The organism is Nonomuraea sp. MTCD27 (assembly GCF_041950495.1).
Classification (GTDB): domain Bacteria; phylum Actinomycetota; class Actinomycetes; order Streptosporangiales; family Streptosporangiaceae; genus Nonomuraea.
Genome location: NZ_JBGNUW010000010.1, coordinates 94827 through 114990 on the forward strand (window position 1 = coordinate 94827; position 20164 = coordinate 114990).

A 20164-nucleotide genomic window follows, 5' to 3' on the forward strand; every position below is an offset into this window, starting at 1 on the left:
TCAGTGGGAAAGCGTCCCGGGAAGGGCGCCGGGAAAGCGGGAAGGGCGCCGGGAAAGTGTCCCGGGGAGGGGCCCGGGAAAGCGTCCCGGGTGGGGGTCAGCGGGGGGAGTCGAAGGGGGCGAGGAGGGTGCGGAGGAGGGACGCGAGGGTGCGCTGATCGGACTCGCCCAACCCCGACAACAACTCCTGCTCCCGCCGCAACAAGTCCGCGAACGCCGCATCCACCCGCGCCAGCCCCGTGTCCGTCAGCGACACCAGCACCCCCCGCCGGTCCTCGGGATCGGGCCGTCGCCGTACCAGCCCCGCCTGGGCGAGGCGGTCGATGCGGTTCGTCATCGTCCCAGAGGTCACCAGCGTGGCCCGCAGCAAGGTTCCGGGGCTGAGCTCGTACGGCTTCCCGGCCCGCCGCAGCGCCGTGAGCACGTCGAACTCCCACGGCTCCAGATCGTGTTCGGCGAACGCCGCCCGCCGCGCCCGGTCGAGATGCTTGGCCAGTCGTGACACCCTGGAGAGCACCTGGAGCGGCTCGACGTCGAGGTCGGGGCGCTCCGTTCGCCAGGCCGCGACGAGCCGATCGACCTCGTCTCTAGCATCCTCCGTCATGACACAGAGTGTACTGTCTTGACATCGAGATATCTCTCTCGATATCAATTATCTTCATGTCAAGAGATATCTGGGACCCTGTGACGTACGCCGTCTACGCGGACGAGCGGTCACGGCCGTTCATCGAGCTGATCTCCAGGGTGGGGGCGGTCGCGCCCGATTATGTCGTGGACGCGGGCTGCGGCAGCGGTGAACTCACCGTGGAGCTGGGCAATCGCTGGCCCAACGCGACGATCGAGGGCTTCGACTCCTCGCCTGCGATGATCACCAAGGCCCGCAAGCTGGAGACGCCGATCAGGTTCGCGGTCGCCGACGTCGCCATGTGGCGCCCCGACCGGCCCATGGACGTGATCATCTCCAACGCCGTCCTGCAGTGGGTGCCCGAGCACCGCGACGTGCTGGAGCACTGGATGGAGAACCTGGCGCCGGGCGGCTGGCTGGCCTTCCAGGTGCCGGGCAACTTCGACGCCCCCAGCCACGTCGCGATCCGCGAGCTGTGCTCCTCCCGCGCCTGGTCGGACAAGCTCGGCGGGTTCACCAGGGGAAACCCGGTCGGCGAGCCCCTCGAATACGTCGACATGCTCAACGACGGCGGCTCCCAGGCGGACGCGTGGGAGACGACGTACGTGCACATCCTGCACGGGGAGAACCCCGTCCTCGACTGGGTCTCCGGCACCGCCCTGCGCCCGATCCTGGACCGCCTCGACCCGGACGAGCAGCGGCGGTTCAAGCAGGACCTGGCCGGGCCGCTCGCCGAGGCCTATCCGGCCAGGAGCTACGGCACGCCCTTCCCGTTCAGAAGGATCTTCGTGGTGGCGCAGCGATGAGAATCACCCGGTTGCACCACGTGCAACTCGCCGCGCCGAGGGGCAGCGAGCCGCTGTTAAGGGAGTTCTACGAGGGTGTCCTCGGCCTGCGCGAGGTGCCCAAGCCGCCGGAGCTGGCCGACCGGGGCGGCGCCTGGTTCAGGGGTGACGGCGTGGAGGTCCATCTCGGCATCGAGGACGACTTCAGGCCCGCCCGCAAGGCCCACCCCGCCTTCCTGGTGGACGATCTAGCCGCGTACGCCGCCAAGCTGCCCGACGCCGTCCCTGACCACCTGTTCCCCGGATACCGGCGGATCTACGTCTCTGACCCGGTCGGCAACAGAATCGAACTCCTGCAACCCGTGTGATGTTCACCCAACGGTGGCATCATGGTCCGAAATCGGACTCTTGCGAGGTGCAGTGGGCATCGAGATCGAGGACAAGTTCGACGTTTCCCCGGAGTACGCGGTCCCGGACCTCAGTGGACTGGCGGACGTGGTCGGCCCGAAGAGCTACCAGCTCGTGGCTCTTTACTACGACACGCCCGATCTGCGGCTGGCCTCCCGAGGCGTCACGCTCAGGCGAAGACGGGGTGGCGCCGATCCGGGCTGGCATCTGAAGCTGCCCAAGGCCAAGGGCGTACGCCAGGAGATCACCCACCCGCTCACCCGCAGCACCAAGGTCGTGCCCGATGAGCTGGCCGAACTCGTCCGTGCCTACACCCGCGGCGCCGAGCTGCAGCCGGTCGCCGAGCTGGACACCCGCAGAACCGTCACGGTCCTGCTCGACGGCGAGACCGGCCTGGTCGAGATCGCCGACGACCGCGTCAAGGGCACCGTGTACGGCGAGGAGCCCAAGGTCGTACGGTGGCGCGAGGTCGAGGCCGAGCTCCTCGAAGGCGGCAGCCAGGCGCTGCTGGCCAAGGTCGGCAAGCGGCTCAGGAAGGCCGGGGCCAGCCCGTCCGAGGCGGCCAGCAAGCTAGCGAAACTGCTCGAGCCCGCCCCACTCCCCACGGCCCCCACGAAACCGGGCTCGGCGGGCGAGGTCGTCATCGCCTACCTGTCCGGCCAGGTCAAGGCCCTCCTCTCGCAGGATCCGCGGGTCCGCCGGGCCGAGGAGGACGCCGTGCACCAGATGCGCGTGGCCTCCCGGCGGATGCGCAGCGCGCTCAAGGCGTTCAAGACCGTCGTGGTCGACACCGGCGAGCTCCAGGAGGAGCTGCGCTGGCTCGGCAACGTGCTCGGCGAGGCCCGCGACCTGGAGGTGATCCGGGCCAGGTACGCCAAGATGCTGGCCGGCCTGGCGCCGGAGCTGGTGACGGGTCCCATCCAGACCCGGCTCGGCTCGGACCTGCAGAGACGCGAGGAGGAGGCGTACGGGCGGATCAAGGATGTGCTCAGCGGGGAGCGCTACTACGTCCTCCTCGACGCGCTGGACGAGCTCGTCTCCGCCCCGGCCCTGGGCAAGGCCGCGGCCAAGCCGGCGGAGGAGAAGCTGCACGCCATCGCGGTGGCCAACTGGGAGCGGGTGACCAAGGCGTACGACCACGCCCAGGCCATCGACGACCTGGAACGCCGCGAGATCGCCATGCACGACGTGCGCAAGGCGGCCAAACGCGCTCGTTACACCGCCGAAGCGCTCCAGCCGAGCCTGGGTGGCGGCATGGGCAAGCTCGCGAAGCTGTCCGAGGACATCCAGGAGGTTCTCGGGACCTACCAGGACGGGGTGGTCGCGCAGGAGACCCTGGCCAAGGAGGCGGAGAGCGCGCGGCAGGCGGGCGAGGACACGTTCACCTACGGGCTGCTGATCGGGATCGAGCGCAATGCCGCCGAGCGCGCCCACGCGGAGTTCCCCAGGGTCTGGAAGGAGACGCTCAAAGCGGTTACGAAGGTTCTATGAGTCACCTTCCTACCATTCCCTTCGAACGCAGCAGTCTGCTCGAGGTGCCCGAGGCGTACCGGGAACTGCGGGCCGAGAAGGGCATCGCGAAGGTACGCACCCGGATGGGCGACGAGTTCTGGCTGGTGAGCGGGTACGAGGACGCCCGCTCGCTGTTCAACGACGGCCGGCTCGGACGCTCGCACCCGGAACCGGACAAGGCCGCGCGTCTGTCGGGGTCCGCCCTGCTCGGCGGGCCCCAGGGCGACGCGGCCACGGAGAAGGCCGAGCACGACCGCATGCGCAAGCTGTTCATGCCGTCCTTCTCCGCGCGCCGCATGAAGCGGCTCGGCGACCACGTCGGCTCGCTGGTGGACGAGCGGCTCGACCACCTCGCCAAGCTCTCGCCGCCGGCGGACCTGCACGCCGAGCTGTCCTTCCCGCTCCCCGTGCTGGTCATCTGCCAGCTCCTGGGCGTCCCGTACGAGGACAGGGAGTACTTCGGCGGCGTCTCCCAGCGCATGGGGGACATGCTGGACACCGAGAAGAGCCAGGCCGCCAGGGAGGAGCTGAGCGCGTACATGGCCGGCCTGATCGAGCGCAAGCGGCGCGAGCCGGCCGAGGACGTCCTGTCGGACCTGGCGAAGGAGCTGGACGACGACGGGACGATCGCCGACCTGGCCGCGGCGCTGCTGTTCGCCGGGCACGAGACGACGGTCAACCGCATCGACTTCGGCGTGCTGCTCCTGCTCGCCAACCCCGACCAGCTCGACCTGCTCAAGGCCGATCCGGGGCTGGCCCCCGGCGCGGTGGCGGAGATCCTCCGGATGGCCGTGCCCAGCCTGCACGGCCTGCCCAGGTACGCGCACGAGGACATCGAGATCGGCGGCCGTACGATCCGCAGGGGCGAGGCGGTCGTGATCATGCCGGGCGCGGCCAACCGGGACGAGCGGATCTATCCGGATCCGGATGTGTTCGACCTGCGCCGTCCGCAAACCGACCCGCACCTGAGCTTCGGGTACGGCCCGCGCTTCTGCATCGGCGCCGGCCTGGCCAGGGTCGAGCTGGAAGCGGTGTTCAGCAGGCTGTTCCAGCGCTTCCCGACCCTGCGGCCGGCCGTCCCGGAGGCGGAGCTGCCGCGCAGCGAGGGGAGGATCGCCGACGGGTACGCGCGGTTGCCCGTCACGTGGGATAGCGCTCGACGCTGACCACGCGCCCGCCGGCCCTGTGCAGCACGGCGAACGCGCCCTTGCGCAGGTGCACGCTCTTGCCGCTCAGCGCTTCGATCAGGCCGGGCAGCACCTTGCCGTGGCTGCACGCGACGGCGGGCGCGGAAAGGTCCCCGACCAGCGCGGGGGTCTTCTGCGGATCCTGGCTCTCCTCGCTGAGCAGCGGCTCGATCCTGATGTCGGCCCCGACCTCGCCCGCGTACGGCTCCAGCGTCTGCACGCAGCGGGCGCTGGGCGAGCTCAGCAGCAGCTCGGGCCGGTAGGCGGGCAGGGCGGTGGCCAGGTTCGAGGCCTGGGAGGCTCCGTCGGTGTCCAGCGGGCGCGCGACGTCCTCGCCGGTCCACTCGCTCCTGGAGCCGGCCGAGCCGTGCCGTACGAGGACGAGGGGCACGGTCTCCAGCGGCGCGGTGGCCAGGGCGCGCAGCAGCCCCACGTCCCACTCGTACGTCAGCAGCCGCCTGGCCTCCGCCAACGGCAGCCAGCGCAGCTTGTCGACCTCGTCACCGGGCTCGAACCCGCCGTCGGCGGCCTCCTGCGCCACCCAGTAGTCCACCCGCTTGAGCCGGCCGGTGCTCATGTAGTGGACGGGCGGCAGCGCGCGGCCGAGCAGCACGGTCAGGCCGGTCTCCTCGCGCACCTCGCGCAGGGCCGCCGCGATCACGTGCTCCCCGGACTTCAGCTTGCCCTTGGGGAAGGTCCAGTCGTCATAGCCAGGGCGGTGGATGACGGCCACCTCGGGGCTGCTCTGCTCGCCCCTCCAGACCACGGCTCCGGCTGCCCGGAGCAGGTCAGTCATCAACGGTCCTCCAGCGGCGGGTGCCGATGAGACGGCTCTGCAGGTCCTCGCCCTGATGGCGGGCCCAGGTGCCGTCGGAGTTGAGCCACCACGCGTTCGTGGTCTCTGCCATGGCGTGGTCCATCAGTTCGATGAGATAGGCCTTGTGCTGCTGCGACGTCACCTTGACCAGCGCCTCCACGCGGCGGTCGAGGTTGCGGCGCATCAGGTCCGCGCTGCCGATCCAGACCTCGGGCCGACGTCCGAGGCCGAACTCGTACACCCGGGAGTGTTCGAGGAACCGCCCGAGGACCGAACGCACTCGGATGTTCTCCGACAGGTCAGGGATGCCTGGACGGAGGATGCAGATGCCGCGTACCCACAGGTCGACCGGGACGCCGGCCCTGGAGGCGCGGTAGAGGGCGTCGATGATCGGCTCGTCCACCAGCGAGTTGGTCTTGATCCTGATCCGCGCGGGCCGCCCGGCCTGCTGGTGGGCGATCTCCCGCTCGATCCTGGCCACCAGCCCGCTGCGCATGGAGTGCGGCGCCACCAGCAGCCGCCGGTAGGCGGAGTGGTGGGAGTAGCCGGTCAGGTGGATGAACAGGTCCGTCACGTCCTCGCCGACCAGCGGGTCGGCCGTGAGCAGGCCGAAGTCCTCGTACTGGCGGGCGGTCTTGGGGTTGTAGTTGCCGGTGCCGATGTGGCAGTAGCGGCGCAGCTCGCCGGACGGCTCCTGGCGGACGACCAGGGCGAGCTTGCAGTGGGTCTTCAGCCCGACCACGCCGTAGACGACGTGGCAGCCGGCGCGCTCCAGCTTGCGGGCCCAGGAGATGTTGGCGTGCTCGTCGAAGCGGGCCTTGATCTCCACGACCACCACGACCTGCTTGCCCGCCTCGGCCGCGTCGATCAGGGCGTTCACGATGGGGGAGTCGCCGCTGGTCCGGTAGAGGGTCTGCTTGATCGCCAGGACCCTGGGATCCTCGGCGGCCACCTCGATGAAGCGCTGCACGCTGGTGGCGAACGAGTCGTACGGGTGGTGCAGCAGCACGTCGCGCTCGCGCAGGGTCGAGAAGATGTCGTCCTCGGCGTTGATCACCTCGGCCGGCACGAACGGCCGGTAGCTCAGCTCGCCCCGGTCCAGGTCGGCAATGGCGTGCAGACCCGACAGGTCGAGCGGCCCGGGCAGGCGGTAGATCTCGTGCGGGGCCAGCTCCAGCTCCTCCACCAGCGGCGCCAGCACCTCGGGCGTGATGGTGTTCTCGACCTCTAGCCGCACGGGCGGGCCGAACCGCCGCTTGAGCAGCTCCTTCTCCAGGGCCTGCATGAGGTTCTCGGTGACGTCCTCGTCGACGTCGAGATCCTCGTTCCTGGTGACGCGGAAGACGTGGTGCTGGAGGATCTCCATGCCCTTGAAGAGCTGCCCGAGGTGGGCGGCGATGACATCCTCGAGCGGGACGAACCGGTCCTTGGACGCGGGCACGAACCGGGGCAGCTGCGAAGGAACCTTGACCCGGGCGAACACGGTGTGATCGGTCGCCGGATTCCTCACCAGGACGGCAAGATTCAGGCTGAGCCCGGAAATATACGGAAACGGGTGGGCGGGGTCCACGGCCAGCGGCGTCAGCACCGGCCTGATCCGCTCCCTGAACAGCTTGCGCAGCTCAGTACGCTCCTCGCGGCCCAGGTCGTCCCACCGGACGATCTCGATGCCTTCGCCGGCGAGCTGCGGGCAGATCTGCTGGTGGAAGGCCGCCGCGTGCCGCCTGGCCAGCTCGTCCGCGATCGTGGCGATCCTGGCCAGCTCCTCGCGCGGCTTGAGCCCGCTCTTGGTCCGCAGCAGCAGGCCGGTCGCCATGCGCCGCTTGAGCCCGGCGACACGGACTCTGAAGAACTCGTCCAGGTTGTTGGCGAAGATGGCGAGGAAGCGGACCCGTTCGAGCAGCGGCAGCGAGGGATCCTCGGCCAGTTCGAGCACGCGCTCGTTGAACTGGAGCCAGCTTTCTTCGCGGTTGAGAAACCGCTCCTGTGGTAGGGGCAGGTCGTTGGCAGGCTGGAACGGTTCCGCGGACATATGGCGTATATTGCCCCGTTTGGTTGAACAGAACGTTAACGTAGCCGCAACGGCTCACCCCGGATGGTCAGCCCTGCTCAACCCAATCGTCACTCCTGACGCCCTACTCGTTCAAGGCTCACTCAGGATGATCTACCTGTTCGAGACGGGCGGCCCGCTCGGCCAGCCGGGCCTCCCGCTGGCGGATCTTCTCCTCCCGCTCGCGGGCCTTCTCCGCCTCCTTGAGCAGCCGCTCGCGCTCCTTCAGCTCGCGCACCCGGGCCTTCTCGGCCTCCTTGAGCTCCCGCTGGCGGGCCTTCTCCGCCTCCTTGAGCTCCTTCTCGCGGGCCTTCTCGAACTCGCGCAGCTCCTTCTCGTTGGTGGTGCGCGGCTTGACCGCGGGCGTGTGCGCGCGGCTCGTGGCGGTGATCGCCGGGTTGGGGTTGAGCCCGGTCAGGCCGTTCCACGCCAGGTTGACCAGATGGGCGGCGACCTCCTCGCGACCCGGCTTGCGCACGTCGAGCCACCACTGGCCGGTCAGCGCGACCATGCCGACCAGCATCTGGGCGTACATCGGCGCCAGCTTGGGGTCGTAGCCCCGGGAGGCGAACTCGTCGGCCAGCACGTCCTCGACCTGGCTCGCGATCTCGCTGATCAGGCTCGCGAACGTGCCGGTGCCCGAGGCGGCGTGCGAGTCGCGCACCAGGATGCGGAAGCCCTCGCTGCTCTCCTCGATGTAGCGCAGCAGGGCCAGCGCGGCCCGCTCCAGCTTGACCAGGGAGTGGGAGGCGGCGAGGGCTTCGGTGATCATGCCGAGCAGCTTCTGCATCTCGCGGTCCACGACGACCGCGTAGACGCCTTCCTTGCCGCCGAAATGTTCGTACACCACGGGTTTCGACACCTGTGCGGTAGCGGCGATCTCCTCGATAGAGGTCCCGTCGAACCCCTTCTCGGCGAAGAGGGTGCGGCTGATGTGGATCAGCTGCTCTCTCCGCTCTGCACCGGACATACGTCTGCGGGATCGGGGTTCGGTCACGGTCTCCATAATGACGGCCACGGATCCATGGCCGTTCACCGCCTGATTGACATCAGGCAATGCGCTTCGCCGCCAGACGCTCAGGCGTCGGCCAGCGGACGTCGTACACCCAGCCCAGCTTCTCGAAGATCCGGATGAGGCCGGCGCTCAGGTCGATCTGGCCCTTCAGCGCGCCGTGCCTGGCGCAGGTCGGGTCGGAGTGGTGCAGGTTGTGCCAGGACTCGCCGAAGGAGGGGATGGCCAGCCACCACACGTTGCGCGACTTGTCGCGGACCTGGAAGTCCTCCTCGCCGAAGACGTGGCAGATCGAGTTGATCGACCAGGTCACGTGGTGCAGCAGCCCGATGCGTACGAGCGAGCCCCAGAACAGCGCGGTCAGCCCGCCCTGCCAGGACCAGGTGAGCAGCAGGCCCAGCACGCCGGGGAGCAGGATCGAGGTGAGCGCGAGCGCGCCGAACCACTTGTGCAGCTTGAGCACGTCCTGGTCCTTGCACAGGTCGGGGGCGTACTTCTCCCGGTTGGTCCGCTCGCTCTCGAACAGCCAGCCCATGTGGGCGTAGAGCAGGCCCTTGGCCATGTTCTTGAAGCCAGGGCCGAAGCGCCACGGCGAGTGCGGGTCGCCCTCCTTGTCGGAGAATTTGTGGTGCTTGCGGTGGGTGGCCACCCAGTCCAGCACGGACATCTCCAGCGACAGGCTGCCCGCGATGCCCATCGCGATCTTCAGCGGGCGCTTGGCCTTGAACGAGCCGTGCGTGAAGTAGCGGTGCAGGCCGACGGTGACGCCGAGTCCGGAGACGACGTAGAAGACGAAGGCGATGGCGATGTCCGTCCAGCCGAGTCCCCACCCCCAGGCCAGCGGCACGGCGGCCGCGATCGCGACGAGGGGCAGCCCTACGACCAGGCCGAAGATGACGAGTTCGGACTTGGACTTCGGCTCGGGTTCGAAGTCGGGCTTCGGGGCAGATGATGAGCGCTCGGCAAGAACGGTCATGGGCGACCTCCAACGACATGTATGAGGATGAATGTCCGGTCTACGCAACCGTAACCTACGCCAGCGTAAGTAAGGAAGGCCTAAGGCGGGAATGTGGAGAAGGTGACGCTCCGACGCCTGAGGTGCGTGGGTTTCGTGTCTTGCGCCGTTTCGGGGGGTCTGTTACGCGAGTGACGTGGCGAGGCGAGGGTGAGGGAGAATTACCGGCGCGCGCCAGGGTGCGGGGTCGGTATCGTAGGGGGGTGTCGGACATCACGTGTCCGATCCGTCCCGGATCGTCTAATCGGCAGGACAAGTGGTTTTGGTCCACTTTGTAGGGGTTCGAGTCCTCTTCCGGGAGCTCTGAGGTGCCTCCCCCCGAGAATGTTCGGGGGAAGGACAGGTATCCTCACGGTGTCGGGAGGGTAGCTGCCCAGTGGGCAGGCTGCGACGGGCCGCTGAACGCGGCCCATTCGCAGCTGTGCAGTCGATGCACCGAACCCTGATCCGTCCAGTCACAGGGAGCCTCAGTCCGTGAGTGTGCCGCGCCCGGCAGCCGTCATCGTCCTCGCCGCCGGCGAGGGCACCCGGATGAAGAGCCAGACCCCGAAAGTCCTGCATGAGGTGTGCGGCCGCGCGCTGGTCGACCACATGCTCTCCGCCGCCCGCGACCTCGGTCCCGAGCAGCTCATCGTCGTCATCGGCCACGCGCTGGAGCGGGTCGGCGGCCATCTGGCCGCCACCAGCCCCGACGCCCGCGCCGTCGTCCAGCGGGAGCAGCGGGGCACCGGCCACGCCGTGCGGACCGTGCTCGAAGAGGTCGGCACGATCTCCGGCACGGTCCTGGTCACCTACGGCGACGTGCCGCTCCTGCGCACCCAGACCCTGACCGAGCTGCTGGAACGGCATGCCGCCGACGGCAACGCGGTCACCGTGCTGACGGCCGAGGTGCCCGACCCGACCGGCTACGGGCGGGTCATCCGCGACGACGCCGGCGCGGTGCTGGAGATCGTCGAGGAGAAGGACGCCAGCCCCGCGCAGCGCGCCATCAGGGAGATGAACTCCGGCATCTACGCCTTCGACGGCCTCCTGCTCGCCGACGCGGTCAAGCGCGTGTCCACCGACAACGCCCAGGGCGAGGAATACCTCACCGACGTCCTGGCCATCCTGCGCCGCGACGGCCACCGGGTCGGAGCCTGCGTGGCCGGCGACTTCGTCGAGGTCGAGGGCGTCAACGACCGCGTGCAGCTGGCCGCCGCCCGCAAGGTGCTCAACCAGCGCCTGCTGGAGGCCCACATGCGCGCCGGCGTCACGATCATCGACCCGGCCAGCACCTGGATCGACGTCGGCGTACGCATCGAGCCCGACGCGGTCATCCACCCCGGCACCCAGCTCCACGGCAGCACCGCCATCGAGGCCGGCGCCGAGGTCGGGCCCGCCACCACGCTGACCGACACCCTCGTCGGCGAGGGCGCGGTGGTCCGCAACGCCGTCTGCGACAGCGCCGAGATCGGCCCGGAGGCCAACGTGGGCCCCTACGCCTACCTGCGCCCCGGCACCGTCCTCGGCCGCAGGTCCAAGGCCGGCACGTTCGTCGAGATGAAGAACACCAAGGTCGGCCAGCGCTCCAAGGTGCCGCACCTGTCCTACGCGGGGGACGCCACGATCGGCGACGACGTCAACATCGGCGCCTCCACGGTCTTCGTCAACTACGACGGGGTCAACAAGCACCACACCACCGTGCGTGACGGCGCGTTCGTCGGCTGCGACACCATGCTCGTCGCTCCCGTGACGGTCAACGACGGCGCCTACACGGCGGCGGGCTCGACCATCACCGACGACGTACCCCCCGGCGCCATTGGTGTGGCACGTGCGCGGCAGCGCAACATCGAGAAATGGGTCTTGCGCAGGCGCGCGGGCACGAAGTCGGCAGCGGCCGCGGAGCGGGCGCTGACCGAGCAAGAGCAGGAGAGTCAGCAGTGACCAGCATCAAGCAGCCCGGCGAGAAGAACCTCATGCTCTTCTCCGGGCGGGCCCATCCGGAGCTGGCCGAGGAGGTGGCCGAGCACGTCGGTGTCTCCCTCACCCCCACCAAACTCATCGACTTCGCCAACGGCGAGATCTACGCCCGCTACCTGGAGTCCGTACGCGGCTGCGACGCCTTCGTCATCCAGAGCCACACCGGGCCCATCAACAAGTGGATCATGGAACAGCTCATCATGGTCGACGCGCTCAAGCGGGCCTCCGCCAAGCGCATCACCGTGGTCATGCCGTTCTTCGGCTACGCCCGCCAGGACAAGAAGGGCCGCGGCCGCGAGCCCATCACGGCCCGGCTGATGGCCGACCTGTTCAAGACCGCGGGCGCCGACCGGCTCATGTCGATCGACCTGCACACCTCGCAGATCCAGGGCTTCTTCGACGGCCCGGTGGACCACCTGTTCGCCATGCCGGTCCTGGAGAGCTACCTCAAGAACAAGCTCGACCTGGAGAACACCACGGTCGTCTCGCCCGACACCGGCCGCGTGCGGCTGTCGGAGCGCTGGGCCGACACCCTGGGCACGCCGCTGGCGTTCATCCACAAGCGCCGCGACCTCGACGTGGCCAACTCGGTGAAGGTCAGCGAGGTCGTCGGCACCGTACGCGGGCGCACCTGCGTGCTCATCGACGACATGATCGACACCGCGGGCACGATCTGCAAGGCGTCCGACGCCCTCTACGAGCAGGGCGCCACCAACGTCATCGTCGCCGCCACCCACGCGGTCTTCTCCGACCCCGCCGTGGACCGGCTGAAGAACTCCCGGATCTCCGAGGTCGTCGTCACCAATACGCTGCCGTTGGCGCAGGCCAACCGCTTCGACAAGCTGACCGTGCTGTCCATCGCGCCGCTCATCGCCCGCGCGATCACCGAGATCTTCCAGGACGGCTCGGTCACCAGCTTGTTCGAAGGGGACACCTGAGCCATTAAGCTATGAGGGTTGCGCTCGTAACGCCTTCCGCTAGGGCGGGTGAGGGGGAGCGCAGACAGTCCGTCTACCGCATCCCTAGGAGATGTCGTGTCTGAAGTACGTATCGCCGCCGAGCCGCGCACCGTGTTCGGCAAGGGCGCCGCTCGCAAGATCCGCCGCGCCGACAAGGTGCCCGCCGTTCTCTACGGGCACGGCATCGAGCCCAAGCACCTGACCCTGCCGGGCCACGAGGTCCTGCTCGCCCTGCGCACCGCCAACGTGCTGATCCACCTCAAGGGTGACGGCGTCGACGAGCTCGCCCTGCCCAAGGGCGTGCAGCGCGACCCGATCAAGGGCTTCGTCGAGCACGTCGACCTGCTCCTGGTCAAGCGCGGCGAGAAGGTCACGGTCGAGATCCCGGTCACCACGGTCGGCGACGTCAACTCCGAGGGCCTGCTCGACCAGCAGCTCGTCTCCATCGCGGTGGAGGCCGAGGCCACCCACATCCCGACCGGCGTCGAGGTCGACGTCGAGGGCCTCGAGATCGGCACCGTGGTCACGGCCGCCGACCTGAAGCTGCCCCAGGGCACCACCCTGATCGCCGACCCCGAGGTCGTCGTCCTGCACGTCATCAACAAGCCGGTCGAGGCCCCGGCGGAGACCGAGACGGTCGCCGAGGGCGAGACCGCGGAGGCCGCCGAGGGCGAGTCCGCAGAGGCCGCCGAGTAGGCGCGACGGGTTCACTCGTGAACGGGGCGGCCGGACTCGAGCCGTCCCGTTCCGCTGCAGGGGGATCTCATGGATCGCTGGCTGATCGCCGGACTGGGCAACCCGGGCCCCGAATACGCGGGTAACCGGCACAACGCGGGCTTCATGGTGCTCGACGAGCTGGCCGCCAGGGCCGGCGGGCGGTTCAAGGCCCACAAGAGCCGGGCCGAGGTGTGCGAGACGCGTGCCGCCATCCTGGCCAAGCCCCTGACGTACATGAACCTCTCCGGCGGGCCCGTCAAGGCGCTCGCCGACTTCTACAAGATCGGCCCGGAGCGGCTGATCGTCGTCCACGACGAGCTCGACGTGCCCTACGGCGCGCTGCGGGCCAAGCTGGGCGGTGGCGACAACGGCCACAACGGGCTCAAGTCCATCACCAAGGTCCTCGGCACCCGTGACTATCTCCGGGTCCGGTTCGGCATCGGGCGCCCGCCCGGCCGCATGGACGCCGCCTCCTTCGTGCTCAGGGACTTCGCCACCATGGAGCGCAAGGACCTGCCCTTCCTCGTGGACCGGGCCGCCGACGTCGTGGAGTCGCTGATGACCCGCGGCCTGGAGGCCACCCAGAACGACTTCCACCGGGCTGATCTGCACATTTCCGGCCCTCCTCGCTGATCACCGCATAGGGTCGTTCGCCGGTTCCCGGCCTCCCGCGCGGCTACGATCTGTGACTGTCCATTCAGGAATGGTCGCCTGGAGGCACGCGTGCGCGGTGAAGGTCTCATGGCCGTCGTGAGGACCGGTCATGGGGTTGGCTGGGGGGCCGGTCCGCGCACGCTTTCCTGGGTCCGCTCCTACCGGCTGCTGGCGGTGCTGGGCGATCTGTGCGGGGCGGGGATCGGGGCCGGGACCGCGTTCTCCGTCAGGTTCGGCGGGTTCACACCGTACGTGCTGCCGTACCTGCTGGTCAGCCTGGTGCTGCCGGTGGTGTGGTGCTGCGCGGTGGCGCTCACCCGGGCCTACGAACCGCGCATGCTGGGCGTCGGCTCCGAGGAGTTCCGCCGGGTCGTGCAGGCGGGCGTGGCGCTGACCGCCGGCACCGCCATCGGCTCCTACGTGACCAAGACCGACGTGGCCCGCGGCTACGTCGTGCTGGCCCTGCCGCTGGTCACGCTCTTCACGCTGGTCTTCAGGTACGCCCTGCGCCGCTCCCTGCAGCGCCGCAGGGCCGCGGGCGCCTGCATGCGCAAGGTGGTGGCGGTCGGCCATCCGGCCTCGATCGCCGAGCTCGTCCGCCTCTTCCGCAGGGAGCGCCACCACGGCATGGACGTCGTGGCCGCCTGCCTGCCCGGTGGGCACGCCGGGCAGCGGGTGGACGACGTGCCGGTCGCGGGCGACCTCAGCGACGTGCCGATCGTGGTGGACCAGTACGACGCCGACACCGTGGCCGTGCTGGCCTGCCCCGAGATGGACGGGCACGCGCTGCGGCGGCTGGCCTGGCGGCTGGAGCGCACCCACACGGAGCTGGTCGTCGCGCCCGCGCTGATGGACGTGGCCGGGCCGCGCACCATGATCAGACCGGTCGCCGGGATGCCGCTGCTGCACGTCGAGCACCCCGAGCTGGGCGGCGCCAGGCAGCTCGTCAAGAACGTCTTCGACCGGCTGGTGGCCGCCACGCTGCTGGTGCTGCTGTCGCCGGTCCTGGCGGGGCTGGGGATGGCCGTACGCGCGACCAGCCCCGGTCCGGCGCTGTTCCGGCAGACCAGGGTGGGCCGGGACGGGCGGCTGTTCACGATGCTGAAGTTCCGTACGATGCGGCGCGGCTCGGAGCAGCAGAAGATCACTCTGGTCAGCGACCGCGACGGGTTGTTGTTCAAGATCCGGAACGATCCACGCGTCACTCCTCTCGGCACGCTGATGCGCCGGCACTCGCTGGACGAGCTGCCGCAGCTCATCAACGTCGTGCTGGGCCACATGTCGCTCGTGGGGCCCCGGCCGCCGCTGCCGGAGGAGGTGGCACGCTACGGTGACGACGTGCGCCGACGACTCCTCGTACGCCCTGGGCTGACCGGGCTGTGGCAGGTCAGTGGTAGATCTGACCTATCTTGGGAGGAATCCGTACGTCTAGACCTGCGTTACGTGGAGAACTGGTCCCTCACTCTGGACCTCCAGATCCTGTGGAAGACTTGGTCGGCCGTCGCCCGCGGGCAAGGAGCATATTGATGACGATTCGCGACGACCACGCCCTCGCCGGCGATCTGGCGACCGAGGCGGGCGAGAGGCTGCTGCGGATCCGCGAGCGCACGGGGTTCGGCGACCCGGCCGCGCTGCGGGCCGAGGGCGACCGGGCCGCCCACGTCTACCTCATGGAGTCGCTGGCCCGGTTGCGGCCCAGCGACAGCGTGCTGTCGGAGGAGGCCACGCGCGAGGAGCGGCTCGACCCGCGCCGGTTGGGCGCGGAGCGGGTGTGGATCGTGGATCCGCTCGACGGCACCCGGGAGTTCTCCGAGGAGGGCAGGGCCGACTGGGCCGTGCACGTGGCGTTGTGGGAGCGCGGCAGGCTCAGCGCGGGCGCCGTGGCGCTGCCGGCCCAGGGGCGCACGCTGACGACCGCCGAGCCGCCGAAGCCGCTCTCCCACGAGAAGGGCCGGTTCCGGATCGCGGTGAGCCGCACCAGGCCGCCCGAGTTCGTGCAGAAGCTGGCCTACCTCGTCGGCGCCGACCTGGTGCCGATCGGGTCCGCCGGGGCCAAGATCTCGGCGGTGCTCACCGGCGAGGTGGAGGCGTACGTACACGCCGGTGGCCAGTACGAATGGGATTCCGCCGCGCCGGTCGCCGTAGCGCTGGCCGCGGGGGCCCACGCGAGCCGTATCGACGGCTCCGAGCTGACCTACAACCAAGCCGACCCGTCACTACCGGATATCCTGGTTTCCCTACCGGAGCTGGCGGCATCCCTGCTCGCCGGGATCCGGGACCTGCACCGCTGAACCGCCGGAGGAAGCTCCCATGCTCCAGCGCGACTACACGACGTCGCAGCTCGACGTGCTCGAAGCAGAGGCCATCCACATCATGCGTGAGGTGGCGGCCGAGTTCGAGCGTCCATGTCTGCTCTTCTCCGGGGGCAAGGACTCGATCGTCATGCTCCGCATCGCGGAGAAGGCGTTCTGGCCCGCCGCCATCCCGTTCCCGCTCATGCACGTGGACACGGGCCACAACTTCGACGAGGTCATCGAGTTCCGCGACCGCCGCTCGGCCGAGCTGGGCGCGCGGCTGATCGTGGCCAGCGTGCAGGACTCCATCGACCAGGGCCGGGTCGTCGAGGAGACCGGCCGGCGCGCCTCGCGCAACCGGCTGCAGACCACGACGCTGCTCGACGCGATCGAGGAGCACGAGTTCGACGCGGTGTTCGGCGGCGCCCGGCGCGACGAGGAGAAGGCCCGCGCCAAGGAGCGGGTGTTCTCCTTCCGCGACGACTTCGGCCAGTGGGACCCGAAGAACCAGCGCCCCGAGCTGTGGAACCTCTACAACGCGCGCATCCGCAAGGGTGAGCACATCCGCGTCTTCCCGCTGTCCAACTGGACCGAGCTCGACGTCTGGGACTACATCAGGCGCGAGGGCATCGAGATCCCCTCCATCTACTTCGCCCACACCCGCAAGGTCTTCGAGCGCGACGGCATGCTGCTGCCCGACTCCGACGTCGTCCAGCGCGGCGACGACGAGCCGCTGTTCGAGTCCGTGGTGCGTTACCGCACCGTGGGCGACATGACCTGCACGGGCGCCGTCAAGTCCACGGCCGTCACGGTCGAGGAGATCATCGAGGAGATCGCGGCCACCCGGATCACCGAGCGCGGGGCCACCAGGGCCGACGACCGCTCGTCCGAGGCCGCGATGGAAGACCGTAAGCGAGAGGGTTACTTCTAAATGGACATTCTTCGCTTTGCCACTGCGGGAAGCGTCGACGACGGCAAGTCCACCCTCATCGGACGGTTGCTCTTCGACTCCAAGGCGATCTTCGAGGACCAGCTCGAGGCCGTCGAGCGGACCTCGCGCGACCGGGGCACCGAATACACGGATCTGTCGCTGCTGACCGACGGCCTGCGGGCGGAGCGGGAGCAGGGGATCACGATCGACGTGGCGTACCGCTATTTCGCGACGCCGCGCCGCAAGTTCATCATCGCCGACACGCCCGGCCACATCCAGTACACGAGGAACATGGTCACCGGCGCCTCCACGGCCGACCTGGCGATCATCCTCATCGACGCCCGCAAGGGCGTGCTGGAGCAGTCGCGGCGGCACGCCTTCCTGACCTCGCTGCTGCGCGTCCCGCACCTGGTGCTGGCCGTCAACAAGATGGACCTGGTCGACTACTCCCGGGAGCGCTTCGAGGAGATCAGGGAGGAGTTCACGGCGTTCGCGTCCAAGCTGAACGTCTCCGACCTCACCTTCATCCCGATCTCCGCGCTCAACGGCGACAACGTGGTCTCGCGGTCGGAGAACATGCCGTGGTACCTCGGCACCTCCCTCCTGCACCACCTGGAGAACGTGCACATCGCCTCCGACCGCAACCTGACCGACGTGCGCTTCCCCGTCCAGTACGTCATCCGCCCGCAGCGGGCCACCGACCACGCCTTCCACGACTACCGCGGCTACGCCGGCCAGGTGGCGGGCGGCGTGCTCAAGGCCGGTGACGAGGTGATGCACCTGCCGTCGGGCCTGACCACGCGGATCGCCTCGATCGACACCTTCGACGGGCCGGTGGAGGAGGCGTTCCCGCCCATGTCGGTGACGCTGCGCTTCGAGGACGACCTCGACATCTCGCGCGGCGACATGATCGCCCGGCCCAACAACCAGCCGCAGGTGGCGCAGGAGCTGGAGGCGATGGTCTGCTGGATGGCCGACGGCCTCAAGCTGACGCCCAGGTCCAAGCTGACGATCAAGCACACGACCCGCACCGCCCGCGCGATGGTGCGCGATCTGCACTACCGGCTCGACGTCAACACGCTGCACCGCGACGAGGCTGCGACGTCGCTCGGCCTCAACGAGATCGGGCGGGTGTCGCTGCGGGTCACGCAGCCGATGTTCGTCGACGACTATGCCCGCAACCGGCTGACCGGCGGCTTCATCCTGGTGGACGAGGCCACGAACGGCACGGTCGGCGCCGGCATGATCATCGACGCCAGCTGAGGTAGATCTTTTAGGGTTCTCGTTACCCGCTGATTACTCTGCGCGCTAGGGTCATCGCGTTCCGTGTTCACGCGACGCGAAGGCCCTTCCCGTGACCGATCCCACTCCCGCGACCGCCCAGGTGGTTTACCTCGGCGGCCTCGGCCGCAGCGGCACCACGCTGCTCGAGAGGCTCCTCGGCGAGCTTCCCGGCGTGGTGGCGCTGGGAGAGGTGGTGCATCTCTGGGAGCGGGGGATCCTCGCGGAAGAGCTCTGCGGGTGCGGTATGGCCTTTCCGTCCTGTCCGTTCTGGCGCTTCGTGGGGGAGCGCGCGTTCGGTGGATGGACCCGGCGGCTGGCCGAACGGATCCTGGCCCTGCGGGCCAGGGTCGACCGCACCCGCAGGATCGCGCGCATCGCCCATCCCGACCTGGCCGAGTACGCGCGGGCGTACCGGCAGCTGTACGACGCGGTGGGCGCGCCGGTCGTGATCGACTCCAGCAAGCACGCGTCGCTGGCCTGCTGCCTGGTGGCCGGCGGGCTGGACGTACGCATCGTGCACGTGGTCAGGGACCCGCGCGCGGTCGCCCATTCCTGGAGCAGGACCGTGCACCGGCCGGAGGACGGCCACCCCATGACCCGCTGGAGCCCGGCCCGCACCGCCGTCCACTGGGCGGCCCAGAACGCCGCGCTGGAGCTCCTCCCCGGGCGCGGGGCCCGCGTGACCAGGATCCGGTACGAGGACCTGCTCGCCGACCCCGGGGCCACCCTCAAGGCGCTGGCGCTCCGGCTCGGGCTGCCGGAGCCCGAGCTGCCGTTCATCGAGGGGCGCACCGCCTGGCTGGGGCCCTCCCACACCGCCTCGGGCAACCCGATGCGCTTCCACGTGGGGCGGGTGGAGCTGCGGCGGGACGACTCGTGGCTGTCGGGCCTGCCCGACGGCGACCGGCGCATGGTCAACGCCCTCACGTGGCCGCTCAGGGCCCGGTACGGCTACGCGGGGGCGGCCGCGTGAGCCGGTGGCCGTCCGTCGGGGTGGTCATCCCGACGCGCGGGGACCGTCCCGGGCCGCTGCGCGAGGCCGTGGAGGCGGTGCTCTGCCAGGACTACGCGGGGGAGCTCTCGGTGGTCGTGGTGGCGGACGGGGTGCCGTTGCCCCGGGTGGGCGGATCCGTACGGGTCCTGGGCAACAGGCTCACCCCCGGGCTGCCCGGCGCGCGGAACACCGGCATCGCCGCCTGCGACACCGACCTGATCGCCTTCTGCGACGACGACGACGTGTGGCTGCCCGGCAAGCTCACCGCCCAGGTGCGGGCCCTGCGGGACGGGGGCGAGTTCGCCAGTTGCGGCATCGAGGTCGAGCACGGCCGCCGCCGCGTGCCCCGCCTCGCCGGCGCCTCCGCCATCACCGTGGCCGACCTGATCCGGTCGCGGATGGTGATGGTGCACTCGTCGACGTTCCTGTTCCGGCGCGGCGTGCTCTGGCCCGACGAGAGCGCGCCCGGCGGCCAGAACGAGGACTGGGACCTGGCCCTGCGCGCCGCCAAGCGGCGACCGCTCGTCCACGTCGACCAGCCGCTCGTCCGGGTGCGCTGGGCCGGCTCCCACTACGCCGCCCGATGGGCGGACCGCATTGCCGGGCTCGAATGGATGCTCGCCCGGCACCCCGAACTGGCCGTGGACCCGTGCGGCGCGGCGCGGGTCTACGGCCAGCTGGCCTTCGGGCACGCGGCGCTCGGGCAGCGCGGCTCGGCCGTCCGCTGGGCCGCCCGCAGCTTCGCCTCCCGAGCCGGCGAGCCGCGCGCCGCGATCGCGCTCGCGGTGGCGGCCGGCCTGATCTCCGCGTCCACCGTCCTCTCCGCCCTCCACAACCGAGGACACGGCATTTGACCCCCCACCCCCACGCCGGCTCCCCTTCGGGGGCTGCTTCGGCTTCGGGGCCCGCTTCGGCCGTGAGGATCGCCTCACCCCCCGACGCCGCCCCACCTCCCGCCACC

The 20164-nt window shown here is 69.7% G+C and carries 19 protein-coding genes and 1 tRNA gene; 15 read left to right on the forward strand and 5 right to left on the reverse strand.

Features of this window, described 5'->3' with window-relative positions; all coding sequences use genetic code 11:
* Nucleotides 1-97 precede the first annotated feature (97 nt).
* Nucleotides 98-604, reverse strand: a complete 507-nt coding sequence (locus ACBJ59_RS28235) for a MarR family winged helix-turn-helix transcriptional regulator (protein WP_375113267.1) — start codon at nucleotides 602-604, stop codon at nucleotides 98-100.
* 56 nt (nucleotides 605-660) lie between these two features.
* On the opposite strand from ACBJ59_RS28235, the gene ACBJ59_RS28240 reads away from it, so the two are divergent.
* From ACBJ59_RS28240 to ACBJ59_RS28255, 4 genes are read left to right on the forward strand one after another with little or no spacing between them, the layout of a single operon-like run.
* Nucleotides 661-1431, forward strand: a complete 771-nt coding sequence (locus tag ACBJ59_RS28240) for a trans-aconitate 2-methyltransferase (RefSeq protein ID WP_375113268.1) — start codon at nucleotides 661-663, stop codon at nucleotides 1429-1431.
* Entirely contained in the window at nucleotides 1428-1778 is a 351-nt protein-coding gene (locus ACBJ59_RS28245; RefSeq protein WP_364128908.1) for a VOC family protein, read from the forward strand. The genes ACBJ59_RS28240 and ACBJ59_RS28245 overlap by 4 nt, the downstream gene beginning before the upstream one ends.
* A gap of 52 nt (nucleotides 1779-1830) precedes the next feature.
* Nucleotides 1831-3309 (forward strand): CHAD domain-containing protein, encoded by a 1479-nt coding sequence (locus ACBJ59_RS28250; protein ID WP_375113269.1) that lies wholly within the window; start codon nucleotides 1831-1833, stop codon nucleotides 3307-3309.
* Nucleotides 3306-4496 carry a cytochrome P450 gene (locus tag ACBJ59_RS28255; RefSeq protein ID WP_375113270.1) on the forward strand — a complete coding sequence of 397 codons (1191 nt, stop codon included), beginning with the start codon at nucleotides 3306-3308 and terminating at the stop codon, nucleotides 4494-4496. The genes ACBJ59_RS28250 and ACBJ59_RS28255 overlap by 4 nt, the downstream gene beginning before the upstream one ends.
* On the opposite strand, the gene ACBJ59_RS28260 is transcribed toward ACBJ59_RS28255, so the two are convergent.
* The 4 genes from ACBJ59_RS28260 to ACBJ59_RS28275 form a co-directional block, all read right to left on the reverse strand.
* The gene (locus tag ACBJ59_RS28260; RefSeq protein ID WP_375113271.1) at nucleotides 4471-5313 is read right to left on the reverse strand and encodes an NUDIX domain-containing protein; all 843 of its coding nucleotides are present in this window, start codon (nucleotides 5311-5313) and stop codon (nucleotides 4471-4473) included. The genes ACBJ59_RS28255 and ACBJ59_RS28260 overlap by 26 nt on opposite strands.
* On the reverse strand, nucleotides 5306-7366 hold the full coding sequence (locus ACBJ59_RS28265) for an RNA degradosome polyphosphate kinase (protein WP_375113272.1): 2061 nt from the start codon (nucleotides 7364-7366) through the stop codon (nucleotides 5306-5308). Before ACBJ59_RS28265 ends, ACBJ59_RS28260 begins: the two co-directional genes overlap by 8 nt.
* A gap of 118 nt (nucleotides 7367-7484) precedes the next feature.
* Nucleotides 7485-8390 (reverse strand): TetR family transcriptional regulator, encoded by a 906-nt coding sequence (locus ACBJ59_RS28270; protein ID WP_375113502.1) that lies wholly within the window; start codon nucleotides 8388-8390, stop codon nucleotides 7485-7487.
* 43 nt (nucleotides 8391-8433) lie between these two features.
* Nucleotides 8434-9372 (reverse strand): acyl-CoA desaturase, encoded by a 939-nt coding sequence (locus ACBJ59_RS28275; RefSeq protein WP_364128923.1) that lies wholly within the window; start codon nucleotides 9370-9372, stop codon nucleotides 8434-8436.
* Between the two features lie 268 nt (nucleotides 9373-9640).
* Here ACBJ59_RS28275 and ACBJ59_RS28280 point away from each other — a divergent pair.
* The 11 genes from ACBJ59_RS28280 (at nucleotide 9641) to ACBJ59_RS28330 (ending at nucleotide 20057) form a co-directional block, all read left to right on the forward strand.
* Nucleotides 9641-9712, forward strand: a tRNA-Gln gene (locus ACBJ59_RS28280).
* Between the two features lie 173 nt (nucleotides 9713-9885).
* Entirely contained in the window at nucleotides 9886-11334 is a 1449-nt protein-coding gene (gene glmU, locus ACBJ59_RS28285) for a bifunctional UDP-N-acetylglucosamine diphosphorylase/glucosamine-1-phosphate N-acetyltransferase GlmU (protein WP_375113273.1), read from the forward strand.
* Nucleotides 11331-12308, forward strand: coding sequence for a ribose-phosphate diphosphokinase (locus tag ACBJ59_RS28290; protein WP_364128928.1), 978 nt, complete (start codon nucleotides 11331-11333; stop codon nucleotides 12306-12308). Before glmU ends, ACBJ59_RS28290 begins: the two co-directional genes overlap by 4 nt.
* A gap of 96 nt (nucleotides 12309-12404) precedes the next feature.
* Nucleotides 12405-13025 (forward strand): 50S ribosomal protein L25/general stress protein Ctc, encoded by a 621-nt coding sequence (locus tag ACBJ59_RS28295; RefSeq protein ID WP_375113274.1) that lies wholly within the window; start codon nucleotides 12405-12407, stop codon nucleotides 13023-13025.
* Nucleotides 13026-13094: 69 nt separating this feature from the next.
* A complete protein-coding gene (gene pth / locus ACBJ59_RS28300) occupies nucleotides 13095-13679 on the forward strand; it encodes an aminoacyl-tRNA hydrolase (RefSeq protein ID WP_364128934.1) in 585 nt (194 codons plus the stop codon).
* Nucleotides 13680-13787: 108 nt separating this feature from the next.
* Nucleotides 13788-15227: a sugar transferase gene (locus ACBJ59_RS28305; protein ID WP_375113275.1), complete on the forward strand. Its 1440-nt coding sequence runs from the start codon at nucleotides 13788-13790 to the stop codon at nucleotides 15225-15227.
* Nucleotides 15227-15991 carry a 3'(2'),5'-bisphosphate nucleotidase CysQ gene (locus ACBJ59_RS28310; protein ID WP_375113276.1) on the forward strand — a complete coding sequence of 255 codons (765 nt, stop codon included), beginning with the start codon at nucleotides 15227-15229 and terminating at the stop codon, nucleotides 15989-15991. Before ACBJ59_RS28305 ends, ACBJ59_RS28310 begins: the two co-directional genes overlap by 1 nt.
* A 19-nt stretch (nucleotides 15992-16010) precedes the next feature.
* Complete coding sequence (gene cysD, locus ACBJ59_RS28315) at nucleotides 16011-16925, forward strand: sulfate adenylyltransferase subunit CysD (protein ID WP_364128942.1); 915 nt, start codon at nucleotides 16011-16013, stop codon at nucleotides 16923-16925.
* Nucleotides 16926-18188, forward strand: a complete 1263-nt coding sequence (gene cysN, locus ACBJ59_RS28320) for a sulfate adenylyltransferase subunit CysN (protein ID WP_375113277.1) — start codon at nucleotides 16926-16928, stop codon at nucleotides 18186-18188.
* 91 nt (nucleotides 18189-18279) lie between these two features.
* Complete coding sequence (locus ACBJ59_RS28325; RefSeq protein ID WP_375113278.1) at nucleotides 18280-19182, forward strand: sulfotransferase; 903 nt, start codon at nucleotides 18280-18282, stop codon at nucleotides 19180-19182.
* Nucleotides 19179-20057: a glycosyltransferase family 2 protein gene (locus ACBJ59_RS28330; protein WP_375113279.1), complete on the forward strand. Its 879-nt coding sequence runs from the start codon at nucleotides 19179-19181 to the stop codon at nucleotides 20055-20057. Before ACBJ59_RS28325 ends, ACBJ59_RS28330 begins: the two co-directional genes overlap by 4 nt.
* Nucleotides 20058-20164: the final 107 nt, after the last annotated feature.

Coding starts and splice junctions, on each gene's coding strand:
- ACBJ59_RS28235 (WP_375113267.1), bottom strand. CDS start 604: ATGACGGAGGATGCTAGAGACGAGGTCGATCGGCTCGTCGCGGCCTGG.
- ACBJ59_RS28240 (WP_375113268.1), top strand. CDS start 661: ATGTCAAGAGATATCTGGGACCCTGTGACGTACGCCGTCTACGCGGAC.
- ACBJ59_RS28245 (WP_364128908.1), top strand. CDS start 1,428: ATGAGAATCACCCGGTTGCACCACGTGCAACTCGCCGCGCCGAGGGGC.
- ACBJ59_RS28255 (WP_375113270.1), top strand. CDS start 3,306: ATGAGTCACCTTCCTACCATTCCCTTCGAACGCAGCAGTCTGCTCGAG.
- ACBJ59_RS28260 (WP_375113271.1), bottom strand. CDS start 5,313: ATGACTGACCTGCTCCGGGCAGCCGGAGCCGTGGTCTGGAGGGGCGAG.
- ACBJ59_RS28265 (WP_375113272.1), bottom strand. CDS start 7,366: ATGTCCGCGGAACCGTTCCAGCCTGCCAACGACCTGCCCCTACCACAG.
- ACBJ59_RS28270 (WP_375113502.1), bottom strand. CDS start 8,390: ATGGAGACCGTGACCGAACCCCGATCCCGCAGACGTATGTCCGGTGCA.
- ACBJ59_RS28275 (WP_364128923.1), bottom strand. CDS start 9,372: ATGACCGTTCTTGCCGAGCGCTCATCATCTGCCCCGAAGCCCGACTTC.
- pth (WP_364128934.1), top strand. CDS start 13,095: ATGGATCGCTGGCTGATCGCCGGACTGGGCAACCCGGGCCCCGAATAC.
- ACBJ59_RS28305 (WP_375113275.1), top strand. CDS start 13,788: ATGGCCGTCGTGAGGACCGGTCATGGGGTTGGCTGGGGGGCCGGTCCG.
- ACBJ59_RS28310 (WP_375113276.1), top strand. CDS start 15,227: ATGACGATTCGCGACGACCACGCCCTCGCCGGCGATCTGGCGACCGAG.
- cysD (WP_364128942.1), top strand. CDS start 16,011: ATGCTCCAGCGCGACTACACGACGTCGCAGCTCGACGTGCTCGAAGCA.
- cysN (WP_375113277.1), top strand. CDS start 16,926: ATGGACATTCTTCGCTTTGCCACTGCGGGAAGCGTCGACGACGGCAAG.